At 68.0% G+C, this 16,300-nt stretch carries 16 protein-coding genes; 11 read left to right on the top strand and 5 right to left on the bottom strand.

All coding sequences use genetic code 11. From position 1 onward, the window contains the following. Positions 1-9: 9 nt before the first annotated feature. A complete protein-coding gene (locus tag ACSC1W_RS07340) occupies positions 10-1,929 on the bottom strand; it encodes a molybdopterin biosynthesis protein (RefSeq protein WP_435346280.1) in 1,920 nt (639 codons plus the stop codon). Then, complete coding sequence (locus ACSC1W_RS07335) at positions 1,926-3,158, bottom strand: molybdopterin molybdotransferase MoeA (RefSeq protein ID WP_435346279.1); 1,233 nt, start codon at positions 3,156-3,158, stop codon at positions 1,926-1,928. The genes ACSC1W_RS07340 and ACSC1W_RS07335 overlap by 4 nt, the downstream gene beginning before the upstream one ends. Before the next feature lie 116 nt (positions 3,159-3,274). Between ACSC1W_RS07335 and ACSC1W_RS07330 the strand changes: the two genes are divergently transcribed. The 7 genes from ACSC1W_RS07330 to ACSC1W_RS07300 all read left to right on the top strand — a co-directional run bounded on the left by ACSC1W_RS07330 (position 3,275) and on the right by ACSC1W_RS07300 (position 9,534). Next, the gene (locus tag ACSC1W_RS07330) at positions 3,275-4,057 is read left to right on the top strand and encodes a GIDE domain-containing protein (protein ID WP_435346278.1); all 783 of its coding nucleotides are present in this window, start codon (positions 3,275-3,277) and stop codon (positions 4,055-4,057) included. Between the two features lie 131 nt (positions 4,058-4,188). Continuing rightward, the gene (locus tag ACSC1W_RS07325; protein WP_435346277.1) at positions 4,189-4,548 is read left to right on the top strand and encodes an Hsp20/alpha crystallin family protein; all 360 of its coding nucleotides are present in this window, start codon (positions 4,189-4,191) and stop codon (positions 4,546-4,548) included. Positions 4,549-4,554: 6 nt separating this feature from the next. Further along, the gene (locus ACSC1W_RS07320; protein ID WP_435346276.1) at positions 4,555-6,228 is read left to right on the top strand and encodes an ABC1 kinase family protein; all 1,674 of its coding nucleotides are present in this window, start codon (positions 4,555-4,557) and stop codon (positions 6,226-6,228) included. A gap of 48 nt (positions 6,229-6,276) precedes the next feature. Then, positions 6,277-7,344, top strand: coding sequence for an aminotransferase class I/II-fold pyridoxal phosphate-dependent enzyme (locus ACSC1W_RS07315; RefSeq protein ID WP_435346275.1), 1,068 nt, complete (start codon positions 6,277-6,279; stop codon positions 7,342-7,344). A gap of 116 nt (positions 7,345-7,460) precedes the next feature. Next, positions 7,461-7,838 (top strand): translation initiation factor IF-5A, encoded by a 378-nt coding sequence (locus ACSC1W_RS07310; RefSeq protein WP_435346274.1) that lies wholly within the window; start codon positions 7,461-7,463, stop codon positions 7,836-7,838. Next, complete coding sequence (gene speB / locus ACSC1W_RS07305) at positions 7,838-8,647, top strand: agmatinase (protein WP_435346273.1); 810 nt, start codon at positions 7,838-7,840, stop codon at positions 8,645-8,647. The genes ACSC1W_RS07310 and speB overlap by 1 nt, the downstream gene beginning before the upstream one ends. A 113-nt stretch (positions 8,648-8,760) precedes the next feature. Then, positions 8,761-9,534 (top strand): Nif3-like dinuclear metal center hexameric protein, encoded by a 774-nt coding sequence (locus tag ACSC1W_RS07300; protein WP_435346272.1) that lies wholly within the window; start codon positions 8,761-8,763, stop codon positions 9,532-9,534. Between the two features lie 23 nt (positions 9,535-9,557). On the opposite strand, the gene ACSC1W_RS07295 is transcribed toward ACSC1W_RS07300, so the two are convergent. Beyond that, positions 9,558-9,860 (bottom strand): DUF7967 family protein, encoded by a 303-nt coding sequence (locus ACSC1W_RS07295; protein WP_435346271.1) that lies wholly within the window; start codon positions 9,858-9,860, stop codon positions 9,558-9,560. 117 nt (positions 9,861-9,977) lie between these two features. On the opposite strand from ACSC1W_RS07295, the gene ACSC1W_RS07290 reads away from it, so the two are divergent. Then, a complete protein-coding gene (locus ACSC1W_RS07290) occupies positions 9,978-10,421 on the top strand; it encodes a universal stress protein (protein WP_435346270.1) in 444 nt (147 codons plus the stop codon). A 24-nt stretch (positions 10,422-10,445) separates the two neighbouring features. On the opposite strand, the gene ACSC1W_RS07285 is transcribed toward ACSC1W_RS07290, so the two are convergent. Continuing rightward, positions 10,446-10,904 (bottom strand): response regulator, encoded by a 459-nt coding sequence (locus ACSC1W_RS07285; RefSeq protein ID WP_435346269.1) that lies wholly within the window; start codon positions 10,902-10,904, stop codon positions 10,446-10,448. Between the two features lie 617 nt (positions 10,905-11,521). Between ACSC1W_RS07285 and ACSC1W_RS07280 the strand changes: the two genes are divergently transcribed. Genes ACSC1W_RS07280 through ACSC1W_RS07270 form a run of 3 tightly spaced genes read left to right on the top strand, consistent with a single transcriptional unit; the run spans position 11,522 to position 14,483 of the window. Then, the gene (locus ACSC1W_RS07280; RefSeq protein ID WP_435347670.1) at positions 11,522-12,574 is read left to right on the top strand and encodes a metal ABC transporter substrate-binding protein; all 1,053 of its coding nucleotides are present in this window, start codon (positions 11,522-11,524) and stop codon (positions 12,572-12,574) included. Next, a complete protein-coding gene (locus tag ACSC1W_RS07275) occupies positions 12,571-13,395 on the top strand; it encodes a metal ABC transporter ATP-binding protein (RefSeq protein ID WP_435346268.1) in 825 nt (274 codons plus the stop codon). Before ACSC1W_RS07280 ends, ACSC1W_RS07275 begins: the two co-directional genes overlap by 4 nt. Further along, entirely contained in the window at positions 13,392-14,483 is a 1,092-nt protein-coding gene (locus ACSC1W_RS07270; RefSeq protein ID WP_435346267.1) for a metal ABC transporter permease, read from the top strand. Before ACSC1W_RS07275 ends, ACSC1W_RS07270 begins: the two co-directional genes overlap by 4 nt. An 87-nt stretch (positions 14,484-14,570) precedes the next feature. On the opposite strand, the gene ACSC1W_RS07265 is transcribed toward ACSC1W_RS07270, so the two are convergent. Then, positions 14,571-16,271, bottom strand: a complete 1,701-nt coding sequence (locus ACSC1W_RS07265) for an MFS transporter (protein WP_435346266.1) — start codon at positions 16,269-16,271, stop codon at positions 14,571-14,573. Between the last annotated feature and the right edge of the window lie 29 nt (positions 16,272-16,300).

Genomic DNA, 16,300 nt, shown 5'->3' with positions numbered 1-16,300 from the left:
TGGTCGTCGCTACTGCTCGTACCCCGAGAACGCCGCCGCCAGCCCCTCTTCAGGGTCGAGCGCAGCGACGAGTCGCCGGACGCCGGCCTTCTCGGTCCGGTCGGGATTGCCGAGCAGTCGGACCGCCTCCTCGCCGCAGTGGACGAAGTCCATCCCGAGGCTGTCCGCCGTCTGTCGGAGGCCGAGTCCCACGTCGGCGTCGCCGGCCCGGACGACCCGGGCGGGACTCTCGTGGGCGCGTCGCCCCGCCTCGAAGCCGTCGATCGCCTCGACGACCTCGCGCCGTTCGACGCCGCGTTCGCCGGCCAGTTCGGCGAGCGCGTTCGAGAGCGTCGTCCGGAGGCCGGAGGCGGTCGTCCGGTTGACGAACCGGAGGTCCCGGTCGACGAGGTCGGCCAGCCCCGACACCTCGTCGGGGTTGCCGGCGGGGACGACCAGTCCCCACTCGCGCTGCCACGAGGTCAGGACCGGCGCGTCCCCGGCGTCGACCGTCACGTCGACCGGTCCCGAGGCGAGCGCGACGTCCGGCACGTCCGCCCCGAGTCGTCGGAGTCCCGGCCGGGTACCGACGCCGAGGTACCGGGCGGTCGGGACCCGGTCGAGCGCCGCCGACAGCAGCGGGTCGTCCTCGCCGACGCCGAAGACGGCCGGCGGACGGACGTCAGGCGAGAACAGCTGGACGGTGACGGTCTCGCCCGCGGCGAGGTAGGTCACGTCCGCGGGCATCTCGACGACCCCGTCGGCCTGGGCGAGACTGGTCGTCGCCCCCGACCCCCTGTCTACGGTGTAGACCAGGGTCCGCCCGTGGCCGTCCTCGACGAGGCCGACCGGGACGAACCGGTGGCGCCCCTCGGCGTGACGCTCGCGCTCGGCGAGTTCGCCGGTGACCGTCGCGGTGGCCGGTTCGTCCATCCCGGCGGCCCGGCGGATGGCCGGCGCGACGAACGTCCGGAAGATGGTCAGCGCCGACACGGGGTAGCCCGGCAGGCCGACGTACGCGCTGTCGTCGAGTTCCCCGACGAGCATCGGCTTGCCGGGCTTGACGGCCACGCCGTGGACGAGCAACTCGCCGCGGTCCTCGACCACGCGGTAGACCACGTCGACGGCGCTCGCGCTGGTGCTCCCCGACGAGAGCACCAGGTCGCACTCGTCGGCGGCCTCCAGGAGCACGCGCTCCATCGCCTCGTAGTCGTCGCCGGTGTGGGGGTAGAGTCGCGGGACGCCACCGGCGTCCTCGACGCCTGCGGCGACGCTGTAGCTGTTCACGTCGTATATCTGTCCGCGCTCGGGGTGGAGGGTGTCGCCGGGGCGGACGAGTTCGTCGCCGGTCGAGACGATGCCGACCGTGGGGCGACCCCGGACCGGCACCTCGTCGACGCCGAGCGCCGAGAGCAGGCCGACCTCCCGGGACGTGATGCGGGTGCCCGGTCCGAGCGCGCGCTCTCCGGCCGCGACGTCGGTTCCGGCGAACGCGACGTTCTCTCCGGGCGTGACGGCGGTCCTGACGGCCACGTGCGTGTGGTCGTCCGCCGGGCGCGTCTCGCCGGCGGCGTCGACCGGGTCCGTCTCCTCGACCATCACCATCGCGTCCGCGCCCTCGGGCATGACCGCTCCCGTCGATATCTCGACACACTCGCCGACCCCGACGGTGACGGTCGGTTCCGTGCCGGCGTCGACCCGGCCGGCGAGGTCGAGGACGGCCGGGTCGCCCTCCGTCGCGCCAAAGGTGTCCTTCGCGCGCAGGGCGTACCCGTCGAGTTTCGACCGGTCGAACCCCGGGACGTCGCGCTCTGCGTCGACGCGCTCGGCGAGTACTCGACCCCGTGCCTCCGCCAGCGGGACGGTCTCGGAGTCCGGAGCGAGGTCGAGGCTGGCGATGGCGTCGTGGGCGTCCTCGGGCGAGGCGAGGTCGCGGAACTCCTTTCTCATGCCGACCACTCCCAGTCCTGGACCGCGACGAGGTCGCCCTCCGGCAGGCCCTCGATGCCCTCCCGTATCTCTATCCACCCGTCGGACAGCGCGACCGAGGAGAGGAGCGACGCGCCGTCGGTCCGGACGGGGACGGCGACCCGTTGCCCCTCCCGCGAATCGAACCGGACCCGGGCGTAGGTACGGACGCCCGGTTCGGAGGCGATCTTCCGGTCGAGCATCGCCGGTCCCGTCGGCGGTTCGTCGACCGACTGGCCGGCGGCCCACTTGACCGCGTGCCGGAGGAACTGGACGGCCCCGACGACGCAGGCGGCGGGCGCCCCGGGCAGGACGACCACCGGCGTCCCGTCGACGCCGCCGAGTGCGACCGACCGCCCCGGGACCGCCGCCACGCCGTGAACGTCGACGGACCCGACGGCGTCCAGTGCCTCCGGCACCCGGTCGCGCTCCCCCAGTCCCGACCCGCCGGTCGTCGCCACGAGGTCCGCGTCCGCACAGGCCTCGCCCAGCGCCGACCGGAGCGTCGCCTCGTCGTCGCCGACGGGGTCGTACCGGTCGGCGTCGCCGCCCCAGCGCTCGACCAGTCGGGCGACGGTGAGCGAGTCCGTCTCGACGGTCTCGGCCGGGCCCGGGTCGCCGTCGACCAGGTCGTCCCCCACGGGGAGCACGGCGACGCTGGGGCGGTCGCGAACGGTCACGGTCTCGACGCCAGCGGCGGTCAGCAGTCCGAGGTCCGACGGTCGCAGGCGATGGCCGGCGTCGTAGAGGTGCCTCCCGGACTCGACGTCACTGCCGGGCGGGAGCACCCCCTCGCCGACCGCGACCGGGTCGTACACCTCGACGGTCCCACCGACGAGTCTCGCCCCGGCGACGGGGACGACGGCGTCGGCCCCGTCTGGCAGTTGCTCGCCGGCATCGACGCGGGCCGCCTCGTGTCCGTCGATGCCGTCCCCGGCGTCGGTTCCGGCCGCCTCGAACGTCGCCGGTGCGCGGTCGCCGGCACCGAACGTCTCCCTCGCGTCGACGGCGAACCCGTCGACCTCGGCCCGCGTCGAGACGGGGACGGACCGCGCCCCCGACACCGCTTCTGCCAGCGTCCGTCCGTCCGCGTCCCGTACGGCCACCGTCTCGGTCCGGTCGACGGTCCGCACCCGCTCCCGGAGGCGCTCGCGAGCGTCGTCGACCCGGGTCCGTGCCCTGAACCCGGACTCCCGTCTACGTTCGTCCATGTGGATAGCGACCACGGGCGGACGCAAAAACGTGCGGGGCGCCCGTACGGGACGCCACCGTGTCACGGGTCCGCGTCGAACAGAACGGATTTCCGGTTCGAGCCAGACCATCGACCATGAATCCGTTCGTCTCCCTGTTCCTCCTCGCGGGCGTGGCCCTCCTGGGCTACGGTGCGGTCGTGGTGACGAAGATACGGCGCATCTCGCAGGACGACCCGAAGTCCGCGTACCGGGTCCGCGACGGCGGCCGGTTCGAGGTCGAGGGAACCGCACGGCCCCACGACGAGGTGGTCCGGTCGCCGTTCACCGACACGCCCTGTCTCGCCTGCCAGTGGACGGTCGAGGAGTACAAGCAGAGCGGCAAGCACAGTCACTGGGCGACCGTCGACCGGGGGACGTGGACGGTCCCCTTCGTGCTGGAGGACGACACGGGACGGGTGCTGGTCGACCCCGAGGGGGCGACCCTCTCGCTCGGCGAGTCCCGGACCGTCGAGGTCGACGGCGGCGACGCGCCGCCGACGAGCGTCCAGGAGTTCATCGACGCCAACGCCCGGGTCGACGACGAGGACACCGAACTCGACCTGAAACTGTTCAGCGTCGCGACGGGCAACGACCGTCGGTACGTCGAGAAGCGCCTGGACGACGGGGAGCACGTGTACGTCTACGGCCACGCCCGTCCGAACCGACAGCCCCGGTCCGACGTCGACGGCACCGTCGGCGCACCGGTTCGAGAAGACGCGGGGCCGCTGGGTTCCGTCGTCGACCGCCTGTGGGGACCGCTCTTTCTCGTCTCGGACACGACGGAACGCGGCGTCGTCGGCCGCCTCCGACGCAAGGCCGCGGTCCCGCTGCTCCTCGGACTCGCCTGTCTCGCCGTCGTCGCGACGCTGGGTTTCTGACCCGGCGGGGGACGCTCGAAGGTCGTGGCGGTACCCCGGGCGGTCCGCCCGGGACGTTGCACCGGTGGGTCCGCCTGTGACCCGCTTCCGTATCCGCGGCCTTTTTCGCCCCCGGCACCCAAGTGGCGAGCATGTCAGCGCTGCGTGACGCGTTACGGGACCTCCCCGACGCCGTGTTCGCCGACTTCCTGGAGTCGGACGATGCCTACCTGCTGGTCGTCGACCTCCCGGGCGTCAACGCCGAAACGCTCGACGTCGTCGTCAGCGACGGCCGCGTCCGACTCGAAGCACGTCGCGAGAAGGACGTACCGGGCGAATTCAGGTACGAACGCGAGGACCGGTCGATGTTCCTCGACGCCGAACTCCCCCTGCCACCGGACGCCATCCCCGACGGTGCCGAGGGGTCCATCGAACGCGGCGTCCTCGAACTCAGACTGCCCAAACGACGGGCGTCGGACGAGACGCGGATCGAGATAACGGACGACCAGTAAGCCGGGGTGGTGACGCTGGTCAACCTCCGTGCGTACTGGCGGTTCTTCGTCGTCGCGAGACAGTTCCTTCCGCTGATGCTCGCGTACGCCCGCGACCGCCGTCGCTACCTGCTGTTCGGTGGACGTCGACGCGTCGACGCCGAGACGCGCGCCCGTCGTGCGGACCGCCTGCTCGAGTCGCTCCTGACGCTCGGCCCCACGTTCATCAAACTCGGTCAGTTGCTCTCGACCAGACCTGACATCCTCCCCCCGCAGTACGTCGACGTGCTCTCGACGCTCCAGGACGAAGTCCCGCCAGCGCCGTGGTCGGAGGCCCAGACCGTCATCGAGGACGAACTCGGTCCCGTCGAGGACGTGTTCGACGAGTTCGACACCGAGGCCATCAGCGGTGCGAGTCTCGGCCAGGTGTACCGGGGGTCCGTCGACGGGGACGAGGTCGCGGTGAAGATCCGCCGGCCCAACATCGAGTCGCTCGTCGAGGCCGACCTCCGGGTCATCAGGTGGTCGCTCCCGTTGCTGCTCAGGTTCGTTGGCGAGGCACGGGCGTTCTCGCTGGAGAACCTCGCCGACGAGTTCGCCAAGACCATCCGCGAGGAGATGGACTACAAGCGCGAGGCCCGGATGCTCCGCGAGATACGCCAGAACTTCTCGGACGACCCGCGCATCCGCATCCCGTCGGTCCTCACGGAGTACTCCGGTGCTCGCGTGCTCACGATGCAGTACGTCGGCGGAACGAAGATAAACGACGTCGACACGCTCGACGCGAAGGGCATCGACCGGAGCGAGGTGGCGGAGACGCTCCAGCGCGCGTACCTGCAGATGATACTCGAGGACGGCGTCTTCCACGCCGACCCGCACCCGGGGAACCTCGCGGTGACCGACGACGGGACCATCGTCTTCTACGACTTCGGGATGTCCGGTCGCGTCGACGAGTTCGTCCAGGGCAAGATCATCGAGTTCTACGTCGCCGTCGCCAACCAGGACATCGACGGCATCCTCGACTCGCTCATCGCCATCGGGACGCTCTCGCCGACGGCCGACCGCGACGTGATGGGCGAGGTGATGGAACTCGCCATCGCCGACGCGCGCGGGGACGACATCGAGCAGTACCGCGTCAACCAGATCGTCAACCAGATCGAGAACTCCATCTACGAGTTCCCCTTCCGCCTGCCCGCCAACCTCGCACTCATCCTGCGCGTCGCCACCGTCGTCGAGGGCGTCTGTGTGACCCTCGACAGCGACTTCGACTTCATCAGCACCGCGACCGAGTACCTCACCGAGAAGGGCTACCGCGAGGAGTCCATCAGGCAGTTCCTCGACCAGGCGGGCGAACAGACCTGGGAGGCCGCCCAGTCGGCAGTCCGGGTCCCGCCGAAACTGGAACGGACGCTCGACCGGGCACAGCGTGGCAACCTGACCGTCCAGGTCGAGTTGCAGGACTCGGCGGCGGTCATCGACAGACTCGCGAAGCGAATCGTCTACGGACTGGTCTTCTCGTTCAGCATCCTCGCGACGGCGTACCTCTACCAGGGCGCGTCGCTGTACGCCGCCGGCGTCTCGGCTGCCGTCGGCGTCCTCGGTGGTATCATGCTGTGGCGGTCGTTCCGTGGGCGGAAGGGCATCAGCGCCCAGCCGCAGTTCACCCGGCAGAACCTCCGCGAACGCCGCGGTCGGGAGTGAGGACGTCGACGTCGCGAGGTTTTTGCTCGGTGCGACCGACGCTGAGTCATGGACATCGCAGAGTTCGGACTCGAACGCTGGTTCGGCCAGTACGAACACGGAGCCGACGTCATGCTCGCCGAGTCGGGCATCCGGCCGCTCGACTCGTCTCGCTTCGACACCGACCCCGGTGCGTTGAACTACGTCATCCCGACGGACGGCGACCCCGAGTTCCGCGCCGAGGTGGGGGAGCGCTACGGGCGCGGACCCGAGGAGGTGTGTTTCACCTGCGGGACACAGGAGGCCAACCTGCTCGTGTTCCTCTCGCTACTCGACGAGGGCGACCACGCCGTCGTCGTCACGCCGACGTACCAGGCGCTCCAGGCCGTCCCGGAGTCACTCGCCGACGTGACGACGGTCGACCTTCGGCCGCCCGAGTGGTCGCTCGACGTGGACGCCGTCGCCGACGCGATGCGCGATGAGACGAGGGTCGTCGTGCTGAACAACCCGAACAACCCGACCGGCCGGTACCACGACGAGGCCGTCGTCCGCGAACTGTACGACCTCGCCGCCGCCAACGACGCCTACCTGCTCTGCGACGAGGTGTACCGGCTCCTGGCCGACGAACCGCTGCCGCCCGTGGCGAGCATGGGCGAGCACGGCATCTCGACGACCAGTCTGACGAAGGCCTACGGGCTGGCCGGCCTCCGGTTCGGCTGGGTCGCCGGTCCCGAGGAGGTCGTCCGGGACGCCGTCCGGTGGAAGGACTACACCACCATCTCGCCGTCTATCTTCGGCCAGCACGTCGCACGGCAGGCCCTGGGCGAACAGGAGGCCGACATCCTTCGCGAGAACCGGGACCTGGCGGCGACGAACCGCGCCATCGTCCGCGAGTTCGTCGCGGACCACGGTCTCGACTGGTACGACCCGGTCGGCGTCAACGGGTTCGTCACGGTCCCCGACGGATTCGCCGACGGCCGCGAGTTCTGCATCAGGGTCGTCGAGGACGAGAGCGTCGTCCTCGCACCGGGCGACCTGTTCGGCTTCGACGACTACTGGCGACTCGGCTTCGGACTCCCGACGGCCGAACTCGAGGACGGCCTGGAGCGCGTCTCGCGTGTCGTCCGGTCGGCGTGAGCCGGGCGGAGCAGAGGGGACATTCGTCACCGGGCCAGTTCGCGCCCTGTCGGGGGAATCGACGCCGTTCGCGCCGTTCCAAACGGTTTATACCCACGCGGGCAGAACGCCGGCACATGGCTAAAGAGCAGAAGGAGGTCCGTGATCTCCAGGAGGGAAGCTACGTGATGATCGACGACGTCGCCTGCAAGATCAACCACTACTCCACGGCCAAGCCGGGCAAGCACGGCAGCGCGAAGGCACGCGTCGAGGCCGTCGGCGTCTTCGACGGCAAGAAGCGCTCGATGTCCCAGCCGGTCGACGCCAAGTGCTGGGTCCCCATCATCGAGCGAAAGCAGGGCCAGGTCGTCTCCGTCGAGTCCGACACCGTCGCACAGGTCATGGACCTGGAGACGTACGAGACCATCACGATGTCTATCCCCGAGGACCTCGACCTCTCCCCCGACGACGAGATAGAGTACCTCGAACTCGACGAACAGCGCAAGATCGTCTGATGTTCCCCGGGGCCCTCGCCGACCGCGCCGACGCGGACTACGTGGTCGTCGGGGCTCCACTCGACGTCTCGACGACCTTCCAGCCGGGAACGCGGTTCGGACCGGACCGCATCCGGCGTTTCTCCGAAACGTTCGACGACTACGACCACCGGACGGGCCGGCACTTCACCGACCTCGGCGTCGCCGACCACGGCGACGTCCGGGCCTGGGACGACGCCGAGGAGTACCTCGACTACCTCCGGGGCGTCTGCACCGACGTGGTCATAGACGACGCCGTCCCGCTCGTCCTCGGCGGCGAGCACACCGTCACGCTGGCGAACGTCAGGGCGACCGACCCCGACGTGTTCGTCTGCCTGGACGCACACCTCGACCTCCGGTCGGCGTACGACGGGAACGAGTTGAGCCACGCGACGGTCACCAGACACGTCCTCGACGTGGTCGACGAGGCCGTGGTTCTCGGCGCACGGACCGGCTCTGCGGACGAGTGGGACCGCGCCGGCGAGGCCGACGTGACCGTCGTCCCGCCCGAGGAGGTGGGCGACTGGGACCCCGACCTCGGGGACGGCGACGTCTACTGCTCGGTCGACATCGACGGCGCCGACCCCGCCTTCGCACCCGGCACCGGGACGATGGAGCCGTTCGGCCTCGAACCGCGGGAACTGCGCGACGTGGTGCGGGCCGTCGGCGACACCGGGCAGGTCGTCGGCTTCGACGTGGTCGAGGTCAACGACCGCGACGACGGCCAGGCCGCGGCGCTGGGTGGGAAGCTCCTGCGGGAGTTCGTCTTCGCAGACGCGGACTCGCGCTGAGTCGCCGCGAACGGAACCCCAGGCGCGTCACCCGACGCATCGACCCACGCCACGCGTCCCCGGGTCGTCGATGAACCGCCGCGTACAAGCCACGGGCACCCGTGTAGTCGCCTATGCAACTGAGGGCCTTCTGCGACCGACTCGACGAGGAACTGCGGACCGACGACTGGGCCGACCTCGACGCCAGCGAGAACGGCCTGCAGGTCGGTCCGGCGGCGGCCGACGTCGAGCGCGTCGCCTTCTGTACCGACGGCGTCGCGGAGACGTTCGAGCTAGCCGCCGACTGGAACGCCGACGCGATGGTCGTCCACCACGGCATCTCCTGGGGCGGTATCGACCGCATCACGGGACGGCAGTACGGTCGCGTCGCACCCCTCGTAGAGAACGACGTGGCGCTCTACGCCTCCCACCTCCCACTCGACGGCCACCAGGACCTCGGCAACGCGGCCGGGGTTGCCGACCTGCTCGACCTGACGGACCGCGCCCCGTTCGGTCGCGTCGGCCCGGAGCACGCCGGCCAGCGTGGTCGTCTCACCGAACCGACGACGGCCGACGAACTCCGCCAGACGCTCGAATCCGCCCTCTCGACCGGCGGCCAGTCGGTCCAGGTGCTCGACTTCGGCCCGGCCGAACTGGAGGACGTCGCCATCGCCACCGGGGACGGCTCCGACTACGTCGACGAGGCCGCGTCGAGCGACGTCGACGCCGTCGTGATGGGCGAGGCCAAACAGAAGACGTACCACGAGGCCCAGGAGTCGGGGCTCACAGTGGTCCTCGCGGGCCACTACGCCACGGAGACGTTCGGCGTGCGCAACCTCCAGTCCTGGGTCGACGGCTGGGAGGAACCGCTCGAAACCACGTTCTTCGACGTGCCGACAGGACTCTGAACCGGACCACGGCGTAACCCGCCTCAGACTGCGTCTCCCGGGTCGTGGCGTTCTGCCATCCGCTCCGCCTCGCTCGCGTAACGGGTCCGCGTCTCGGCGTCCTCGACGGGGACGAGGTCGTCGACCGGGACGGTCTTCGCGGCGGTCACCTCCGGGACCCGGCCCGTCCCGAACCGGTTGAACGCCCACTCCTTCTGGAGGTACCTGCTCCCATCGGGCGTCGCGTACACGATGACGAGGATGTTCGGCGAATCTGCCGAGTAGGTTCGCTCGACCATCCACACCCGTACCGACTCGCTTCCCACGGTGTCGGACGCTTCTGCCATGGATAACGGTACGCGCCGGCGAAGGGTCAACGCCAGCGACGATTCCCACGACGGGAGAACGGCCGGCGTCCGGTCCCGGGCAAAAGAATATTCCCGTCGGCGGTGGAACCCCCACCGATGACCCTGCTCGTCCCGTTCGACGGTTCGGAGCTCTCGACGGCGGCACTGGAGCGCGCTCGCGAGTTCGCGGCGTTCCGGGACGCCGACATCGTCGTCCTCACGCTCGTCCCGGACGCCCCCGAGTACGCCCGCGACCGGGGCTGGCTGGACCCCGGGGACACCTTCGACGTCGGCGTCATCGAACGAAAGCTCCGCCAGCGCGTCGACGACCTCGCGCCCGACGCCGAGTACCGGTGCGAACTCATCGAGAACGTCGACCCCGTCGCGACGGAGACCACCGACATCGCGCGCCGAATCCGCGAGGTCGCCGCCGAGGTCGACGCGAGCATCGTCTTCGTCGGGAGCGAGAACGCGGGACGCGTCTCCAGTCCGCTCACCAGCGTCGGCTCACCCGTCGCCGAGAGCGCCGGCTACGACGTGTTCATCGTCAGGCACGCCTGACGACGTCGCGACACGGCGACCCGGCTACGCGTCGCCCGACCCGGGCCGGATCGCGGCCCGTATCGTCTCCGCCAGTCGGCCGTACTGCGCCGGGTCGGCCTCCTTCTCGAGATACGCCGCCGCCCCGGCGGCGAGTGCGTCGGCCTCGACGACGTCGCTGCCCTTGTTGGTCAACATGACGAACGGCATCCCGGGGTAGGACTCGCGGACCACGTCGAGGAACTCCATCCCGTCTATCGGTTGCATCCGGTAATCGCTGACCACGCAGTCGACGGTCCCCTCGCCGAGCACCGAGAACGCGTCGATGGGGTCGGTCGTCGTCGCGACCGTCAGGTCGTCGTTGTCGCGTTGCAGTACCGCCGCGACCGAGTCCGCGAGGTCCGGACTGTCGTCGACCAGCAGGACGCTGATCGGCCGCCGTCGCGCACCCTCGTCGTTCTGTCGTCGGTCACGCCCGCCGTCTCCCCCGGTCGAGTCGCTCATGATGTGTCTCCGCCTGTCCCTCATGATGTGTCTCCGCCTGTCCCGTTCAGTGCGGCAGTAGAGTACACGCCACGTGGGCTTAACCGCGTAGTACGGCCGCCTGAGAGGTTCGGGCGTCCGGCGACCGCGAGTGCGAACCCTCTTGGACTGGGACCCCGTACGCCCGGCCGGCCGATGACGATGCACCCGCTCCGAACCGGGGTGGCTCCCGGTCGTGACGAGCCCTATGAGTGCCGAGGCCGCCACTTGTGACGGTAGACGACGTCTCCGAGGGTATCCGGTTGTGGCCACGGTAGACAGAGGCCCCGGTGAGATCCGGTCGGTCACAGTCACTGTGCTGTCTACCCGCCGTCGGGTCGAACGAGGTAGCCAGACCACGGTCGAGAGGATTGGAATCGACATTTCCCTGTAGACCTATCCTCGTCACTGGATGTGGAGCGGCGTCTGGCCGCGCTGGATTAGAAGGCGTCTATCCCCCTGGCGGTCGCACGGCCCAGTCACGACAGTCTTCGGAATCACAACCTACAAGTACAGAACCAAGAAACAATAGATTAGATGGGTCTAATCAATCTTTTTGGTGGTGTCCCATGACACGCGAGGGACACGGCGAACGAGCGGTGACGCGACGGGAAGCGCTACGCGCCGGCGGTGCCGCGGCGCTCGTGGGTCTGGCGGGGTGCACGGCACTACCGAGCGCACCAGGACGGGCCGAGAATGGCGGTGGCGACGGAAGTGACGGGCCGGTCGCCGTGGCCTCGTTCTTCAGCTTCTTCGACTTCGGCCGGCAGATCGCCGACGGTACCCCGCTGACAGTGGAGAACCTCGTCCCGACGGGACTGCACGGCCACGGTTGGGAGCCCAACGCCAGTATCACCCAGCGCATCATCGAGGCGGACGCGTTCGTTCACGTCGGTGAGGACTTCCAACCCTGGGCCGACCGTGCGATTCAAACAATCGAAGGCGACGACGTCGATACGGCGCTCGTCAACGCCCGCAAGGACGTCGACCTGGTGGACCTCGCCGCAACCCTCGACCGCGACGAGGAGGGCGTCGGCGCTCAGCGGGGAAAGGACCCCCACTTCTGGCTGGACCCCCGGCGTGCGAAGCAGTCAGTCGACAACATCGCCGACGGTTTCGCCGAGATCTTCCCCGAGCACGCCTACGTCTTCCGCGAGAACGCCGAGACGTACAAGTCCGAGGTGCTCGACCGCATCGACGCGGATTACGAGGCCATCTTCGACCGAACCGAACGCGACATCGTCCAGCTGGCCGCCCACAACGCTTTCCAGTACATCGGGGTGCGCTACGGCGTTCGAATGCGACCACTGGTGACGAACCTGGCGGCGAGCGGTGACGTCAAACCCGCGGACATCCGCGAAGCGGAAGCGGTCATCCGCGAGAACGACATCGAGTACATCGCCAACGGCGTCTTCGAGTCCCAGCGCCCCGCCCAGCAGCTCGTCCGCGAGACGGACGTGGAGGCGTACTTCCCCGTGACGCCGTACGCCGGCGTCCGCGAGGAGTGGGTCGAGGAGAACTGGGGCTACGAGGAGATCGCCTACAACATCAACATGCCCACGTTCGACATCGTCCTCGGCAACGAAACGCCCGATGACGCGGCGCCGTGGGACGACTGGGTTGAACAGTGGCGGAACTTTGAGCCGATATGAACACGCACGACACCGACCCCGCGACTGCGGCCGCCACGGACGAGCGAGCGACCACCGAGACTGACCCGGACGCCACGGTCGGCGGTCCAGTCATCGACCTCACGGGCGTCACTTTCGGCTACACAGCGACGCCCGTGGTCGAAGACATCTCGCTGGCTATCGATCCAGGTGAATACGTCGCCATGGTAGGGCCGAACGGCTCGGGAAAATCGACCCTGATGCAGCTGATGTTGGGTCTGCTCGAACCTGATACGGGCACAGCTCGACTATTCGGCGAACGTGCCGACCGCTTCGACGACGGAGAGCGGATCGGCTACGTCGCCCAACAGGTCAGGGCTGCGAAAGAGATGCCCATCACCGTCCGTGAGGTGGTGAAGATGGGGCGATTCCCGCACGTCGGATTTGGCCGGCTGTCGACCGAGGACTGGGCCATCGTCTACGAGGCACTCAAGACGGTTGGGATGGGTGCGTTCGCCGATCGGCGTGTCACGCAGCTCTCGGGTGGTCAACGCCAACGCGCGTTCATCGCGCGGGCACTGGCGAGCGAGGCCGACCTGCTCGTGCTGGACGAGCCGACCGTAGGCGTCGACGCTGAATCGGTCGACGCCTTCTACGATCTGCTGGCGGCGCTCAACGCCGAGGGCATCACCGTCATTCTTATCGAACACGACCTCGGAGCGGTTGTCGAGCACGCCGACCGCGTCGTCTGTCTGAACCGCGAAGTCTACTTCGACGGTCCGACCGACGAGTTCGTCGAAAGCGACGCGCTGGCCCGGGCGTTCGGAACCGAGGCCCGGTTTCTCACGGGGGTGGACGGATGAGCGCGAGCGTGGCGGCCACGCTCGTGGCGAGTGGCCTCGGCACGGTGGATCCATCGGTGATGCTCCCACTACAGAGTGGGCTGGGTGCAATCGGCGACCTCGTCTTCGGAATCCTCCTCTGGTTCCTGGAGCAGTGGTACTGGCTGATGGACTGGGTGTACTACGTCACGGGGCTGGAGATGCTGAACCCGCGCTACCGGTTCATGCACCGGGCGATACTCGTCGGGCTCTGCGTCGGCGTGATGGCGCCGCTCATCGGGACGTTCCTCGTCCATCGACAGCTCGCGCTCATCGGAGACGCGCTGGCTCACACCGGGTTCGCCGGGGTCGCCGTCGGGCTGTTCCTCAACGCCGTCATCGATCTGGGGGTGTCGCCCTATCTTACCGCCGTCGTCGTGGCGATGATCGCCGCGCTGTTCATCGAACTGATCTCCGAGGTCACGGACGCGTACAACGACGTCTCGATGGCGATCGTCCTGTCGACGGGGTTCGCGCTGGGAACGACGCTCATCAGTCTCAACGCGGGTGGGCTCGCCGTCGGCGTCAATCAGTTCCTCTTCGGCAACCTCTCCACGGTGTCACCCCAGAGCGCAGCTATCCTCCTGGTGCTGTTCGCCGTCATCGTCGGGACGGTGGCCGTGACGCGCAACCAGCTCCTGTACGTGACATTCGACGAGACCGCGGCCGCTGTCTCCGGCATCTCCGTCAACTGGTACAACCGAGTGATGGTGATGCTGACGGCGATGGTCGTGGTCGGCGCGATGCAGATCATGGGTGTCATCCTCGTCGCGGCGATGCTCGTGGTTCCAGTCGCGGGCGCGACCCAGGTATCACGTAGCTTCGGCGAATCGCTCGTCGTCTCGGTCGTCCTCGCGGAACTCGCGGTGTTGCTGGGCATCGCCGCCGCCTACTACGGCGGCGTCACGGCCGGCGGGGTCATCGTCCTCGTCGCCGTGGGGATCTACATCTGCGCCGTCGCGCTGGGCAAGGTCCAATCTGCCCGTGGTGAACAGGCCACGCCCGACATGGGTAGCATCGAGGCCGACGGCCCCGAAGTCGGCACCAGGACGGGGGATGACCGATGGTGAACAGTGACAGGACGAGCGGACTGTATAGAAGCTGTAAACACGTTCACTATGTATAGACCGTGAGCCGTGGGTGCCGAGGCCGAACGATCACCGACTGTCCTGGGACGATTCGGGGTGGTCGGTTCGTTCGTCGGCCTCCGGTATCTGGCTTGGCAAGAACGTCGATACGACGAGCAGGAACAGCACGAGCAGTACGAGGAGGAGCAGCCCCGCCTGTTGAGCGTCGAACATCGCAGCCTCGAAGACGTCCTCGAGCAATCGTCGTTGTACAGGAGTGAGCTGGTCCAGGAACTGTTGCTGCGTGGCTTCGGTCGCCGTCTCTGTTGCATCTTCGAGCGCTATCACCAGATCGTTTCGCTGCTCGACCGAAACGGTCACGTCTTCTGCCCGGAGGACGCCATCGACGACACTACCATAGAACCGTCCGAGAAAGAACGAGCCGACGACCGCCGTCCCCATGGAAAATCCTATCGAACTGCTCACGTTCAGGACCCCGGATGCCTCGGGGGAGTCCGCAGTAGGGACAGCCGACATCGTCATGTTACCGATCTGTGCCACTATGAGTCCGACGCCGGATCCATACAGCGCCACTGGGACGAGCATCCTGCTGATCGTCTGACCGGGGCCTGTCTGCTCGTACAACAGCACCAGTCCGAAGCCCATACAGACGATACCGACCTGGACGAGCGTCTTCGGCGAGACGTACTTGCGCCAGCCGGTCGAGAACGTCGCAAAGAGGATCGACGCGATAGAATACGGTAACAACGCTAGCCCAGTTTCGAAGGCGGTGTAGCCGAGTACGGCCTGGAGATAGACCGGGAAGATGAACATGAAGCCAGCCGAGATTATCGAGCGGACGTTGTACGTGACAATCCCGGACAAAAAGGAGCGGTTCGTCAACACGTGCAGCGGAACGAGCGGCGACTTCCCAGCACGTTCCATTCGGCGTTCGTACTGAACGAACGCGGCGAACGCGAGCAGTCCGACCCCGAGGAACCAGATCGTCGGCGACGTGCCGAACGGGTTGAACTGCACGTCGCCGACGAAGAACGGTCGCCGCACGAGTAGCCACCCGTACTTCCCACTGAGAAGGAATCCGGTGACGAGCGACGTCGCACCGACGATGGACAGGACTGTCCCACCTCTATCCAGCGAACTGCGTGTTCCTGACGGTGGGTCCGGACTCACGTACCGAACGAAGAAGAGAATGACCCCCACACCGACGAGCTGGAGCGAAAATCCCCACCGCCAACTCGCGAACGTGGTCAGTGCTCCACCGATGATCGGTCCGAGAGTCGATCCGAGCCCGTGCACACCGGCCAGCAGTCCGAACGCCTTCGCCCGGTCGTCGTCCTCGTAACTGATCGCCAATACCGTGAACGTCAGGGGAAACAACACGGCGGCTGCGGAACCCTCGATGAGTGACCAGCCGACGTAGAGGACCGTCGTATTCCAGCTGATCGCCGCCACCAGCGTCCCACCGGCGTAGACGACAAGTGCGACCGCCATCACACGCCTGCTGCTATGCCGAGACGGCAGCGTACCGGCAGGGAGAACCAGCGCAGCGATCACCAGCGAGTAGAGCGCGACCGCCCCCTGTATCACGGTGACCGAGGTATCGAACTCGTCCACCATCGTGGGAATCGCCACGTTCATCAGGGACGCATTGACGATGAGGAGGAACGTCGTCAGGCTCACGGCGATCGCCGGGGCCCAGTATCGTACGCTCGCCAGTAGCCTCGTAGAGAGCTGAGAACTCCCGTTCGAAGGAGACTCGTCCGGAAGCATACAGCAGTATACCACTTTGACCCCCAAAT

The sequence above is a fragment of the Haloarchaeobius marinus genome, assembly GCF_051207415.1.
Classification (GTDB): Archaea; Halobacteriota; Halobacteria; order Halobacteriales; family Natrialbaceae; genus Haloarchaeobius.
This window is presented reverse-complemented; position numbering and strand designations above follow the sequence as displayed.

Coding starts and splice junctions, on each gene's coding strand:
- ACSC1W_RS07285 (WP_435346269.1), bottom strand. CDS start 10,904: ATGAGCGACTCGACCGGGGGAGACGGCGGGCGTGACCGACGACAGAAC.
- speB (WP_435346273.1), top strand. CDS start 7,838: ATGTTCCCCGGGGCCCTCGCCGACCGCGCCGACGCGGACTACGTGGTC.
- ACSC1W_RS07290 (WP_435346270.1), top strand. CDS start 9,978: ATGACCCTGCTCGTCCCGTTCGACGGTTCGGAGCTCTCGACGGCGGCA.
- ACSC1W_RS07340 (WP_435346280.1), bottom strand. CDS start 1,929: ATGAGAAAGGAGTTCCGCGACCTCGCCTCGCCCGAGGACGCCCACGAC.
- ACSC1W_RS07330 (WP_435346278.1), top strand. CDS start 3,275: ATGAATCCGTTCGTCTCCCTGTTCCTCCTCGCGGGCGTGGCCCTCCTG.
- ACSC1W_RS07275 (WP_435346268.1), top strand. CDS start 12,571: ATGAACACGCACGACACCGACCCCGCGACTGCGGCCGCCACGGACGAG.
- ACSC1W_RS07325 (WP_435346277.1), top strand. CDS start 4,189: ATGTCAGCGCTGCGTGACGCGTTACGGGACCTCCCCGACGCCGTGTTC.
- ACSC1W_RS07265 (WP_435346266.1), bottom strand. CDS start 16,271: ATGCTTCCGGACGAGTCTCCTTCGAACGGGAGTTCTCAGCTCTCTACG.
- ACSC1W_RS07300 (WP_435346272.1), top strand. CDS start 8,761: ATGCAACTGAGGGCCTTCTGCGACCGACTCGACGAGGAACTGCGGACC.
- ACSC1W_RS07270 (WP_435346267.1), top strand. CDS start 13,392: ATGAGCGCGAGCGTGGCGGCCACGCTCGTGGCGAGTGGCCTCGGCACG.
- ACSC1W_RS07335 (WP_435346279.1), bottom strand. CDS start 3,158: ATGGACGAACGTAGACGGGAGTCCGGGTTCAGGGCACGGACCCGGGTC.
- ACSC1W_RS07315 (WP_435346275.1), top strand. CDS start 6,277: ATGGACATCGCAGAGTTCGGACTCGAACGCTGGTTCGGCCAGTACGAA.
- ACSC1W_RS07295 (WP_435346271.1), bottom strand. CDS start 9,860: ATGGCAGAAGCGTCCGACACCGTGGGAAGCGAGTCGGTACGGGTGTGG.
- ACSC1W_RS07310 (WP_435346274.1), top strand. CDS start 7,461: ATGGCTAAAGAGCAGAAGGAGGTCCGTGATCTCCAGGAGGGAAGCTAC.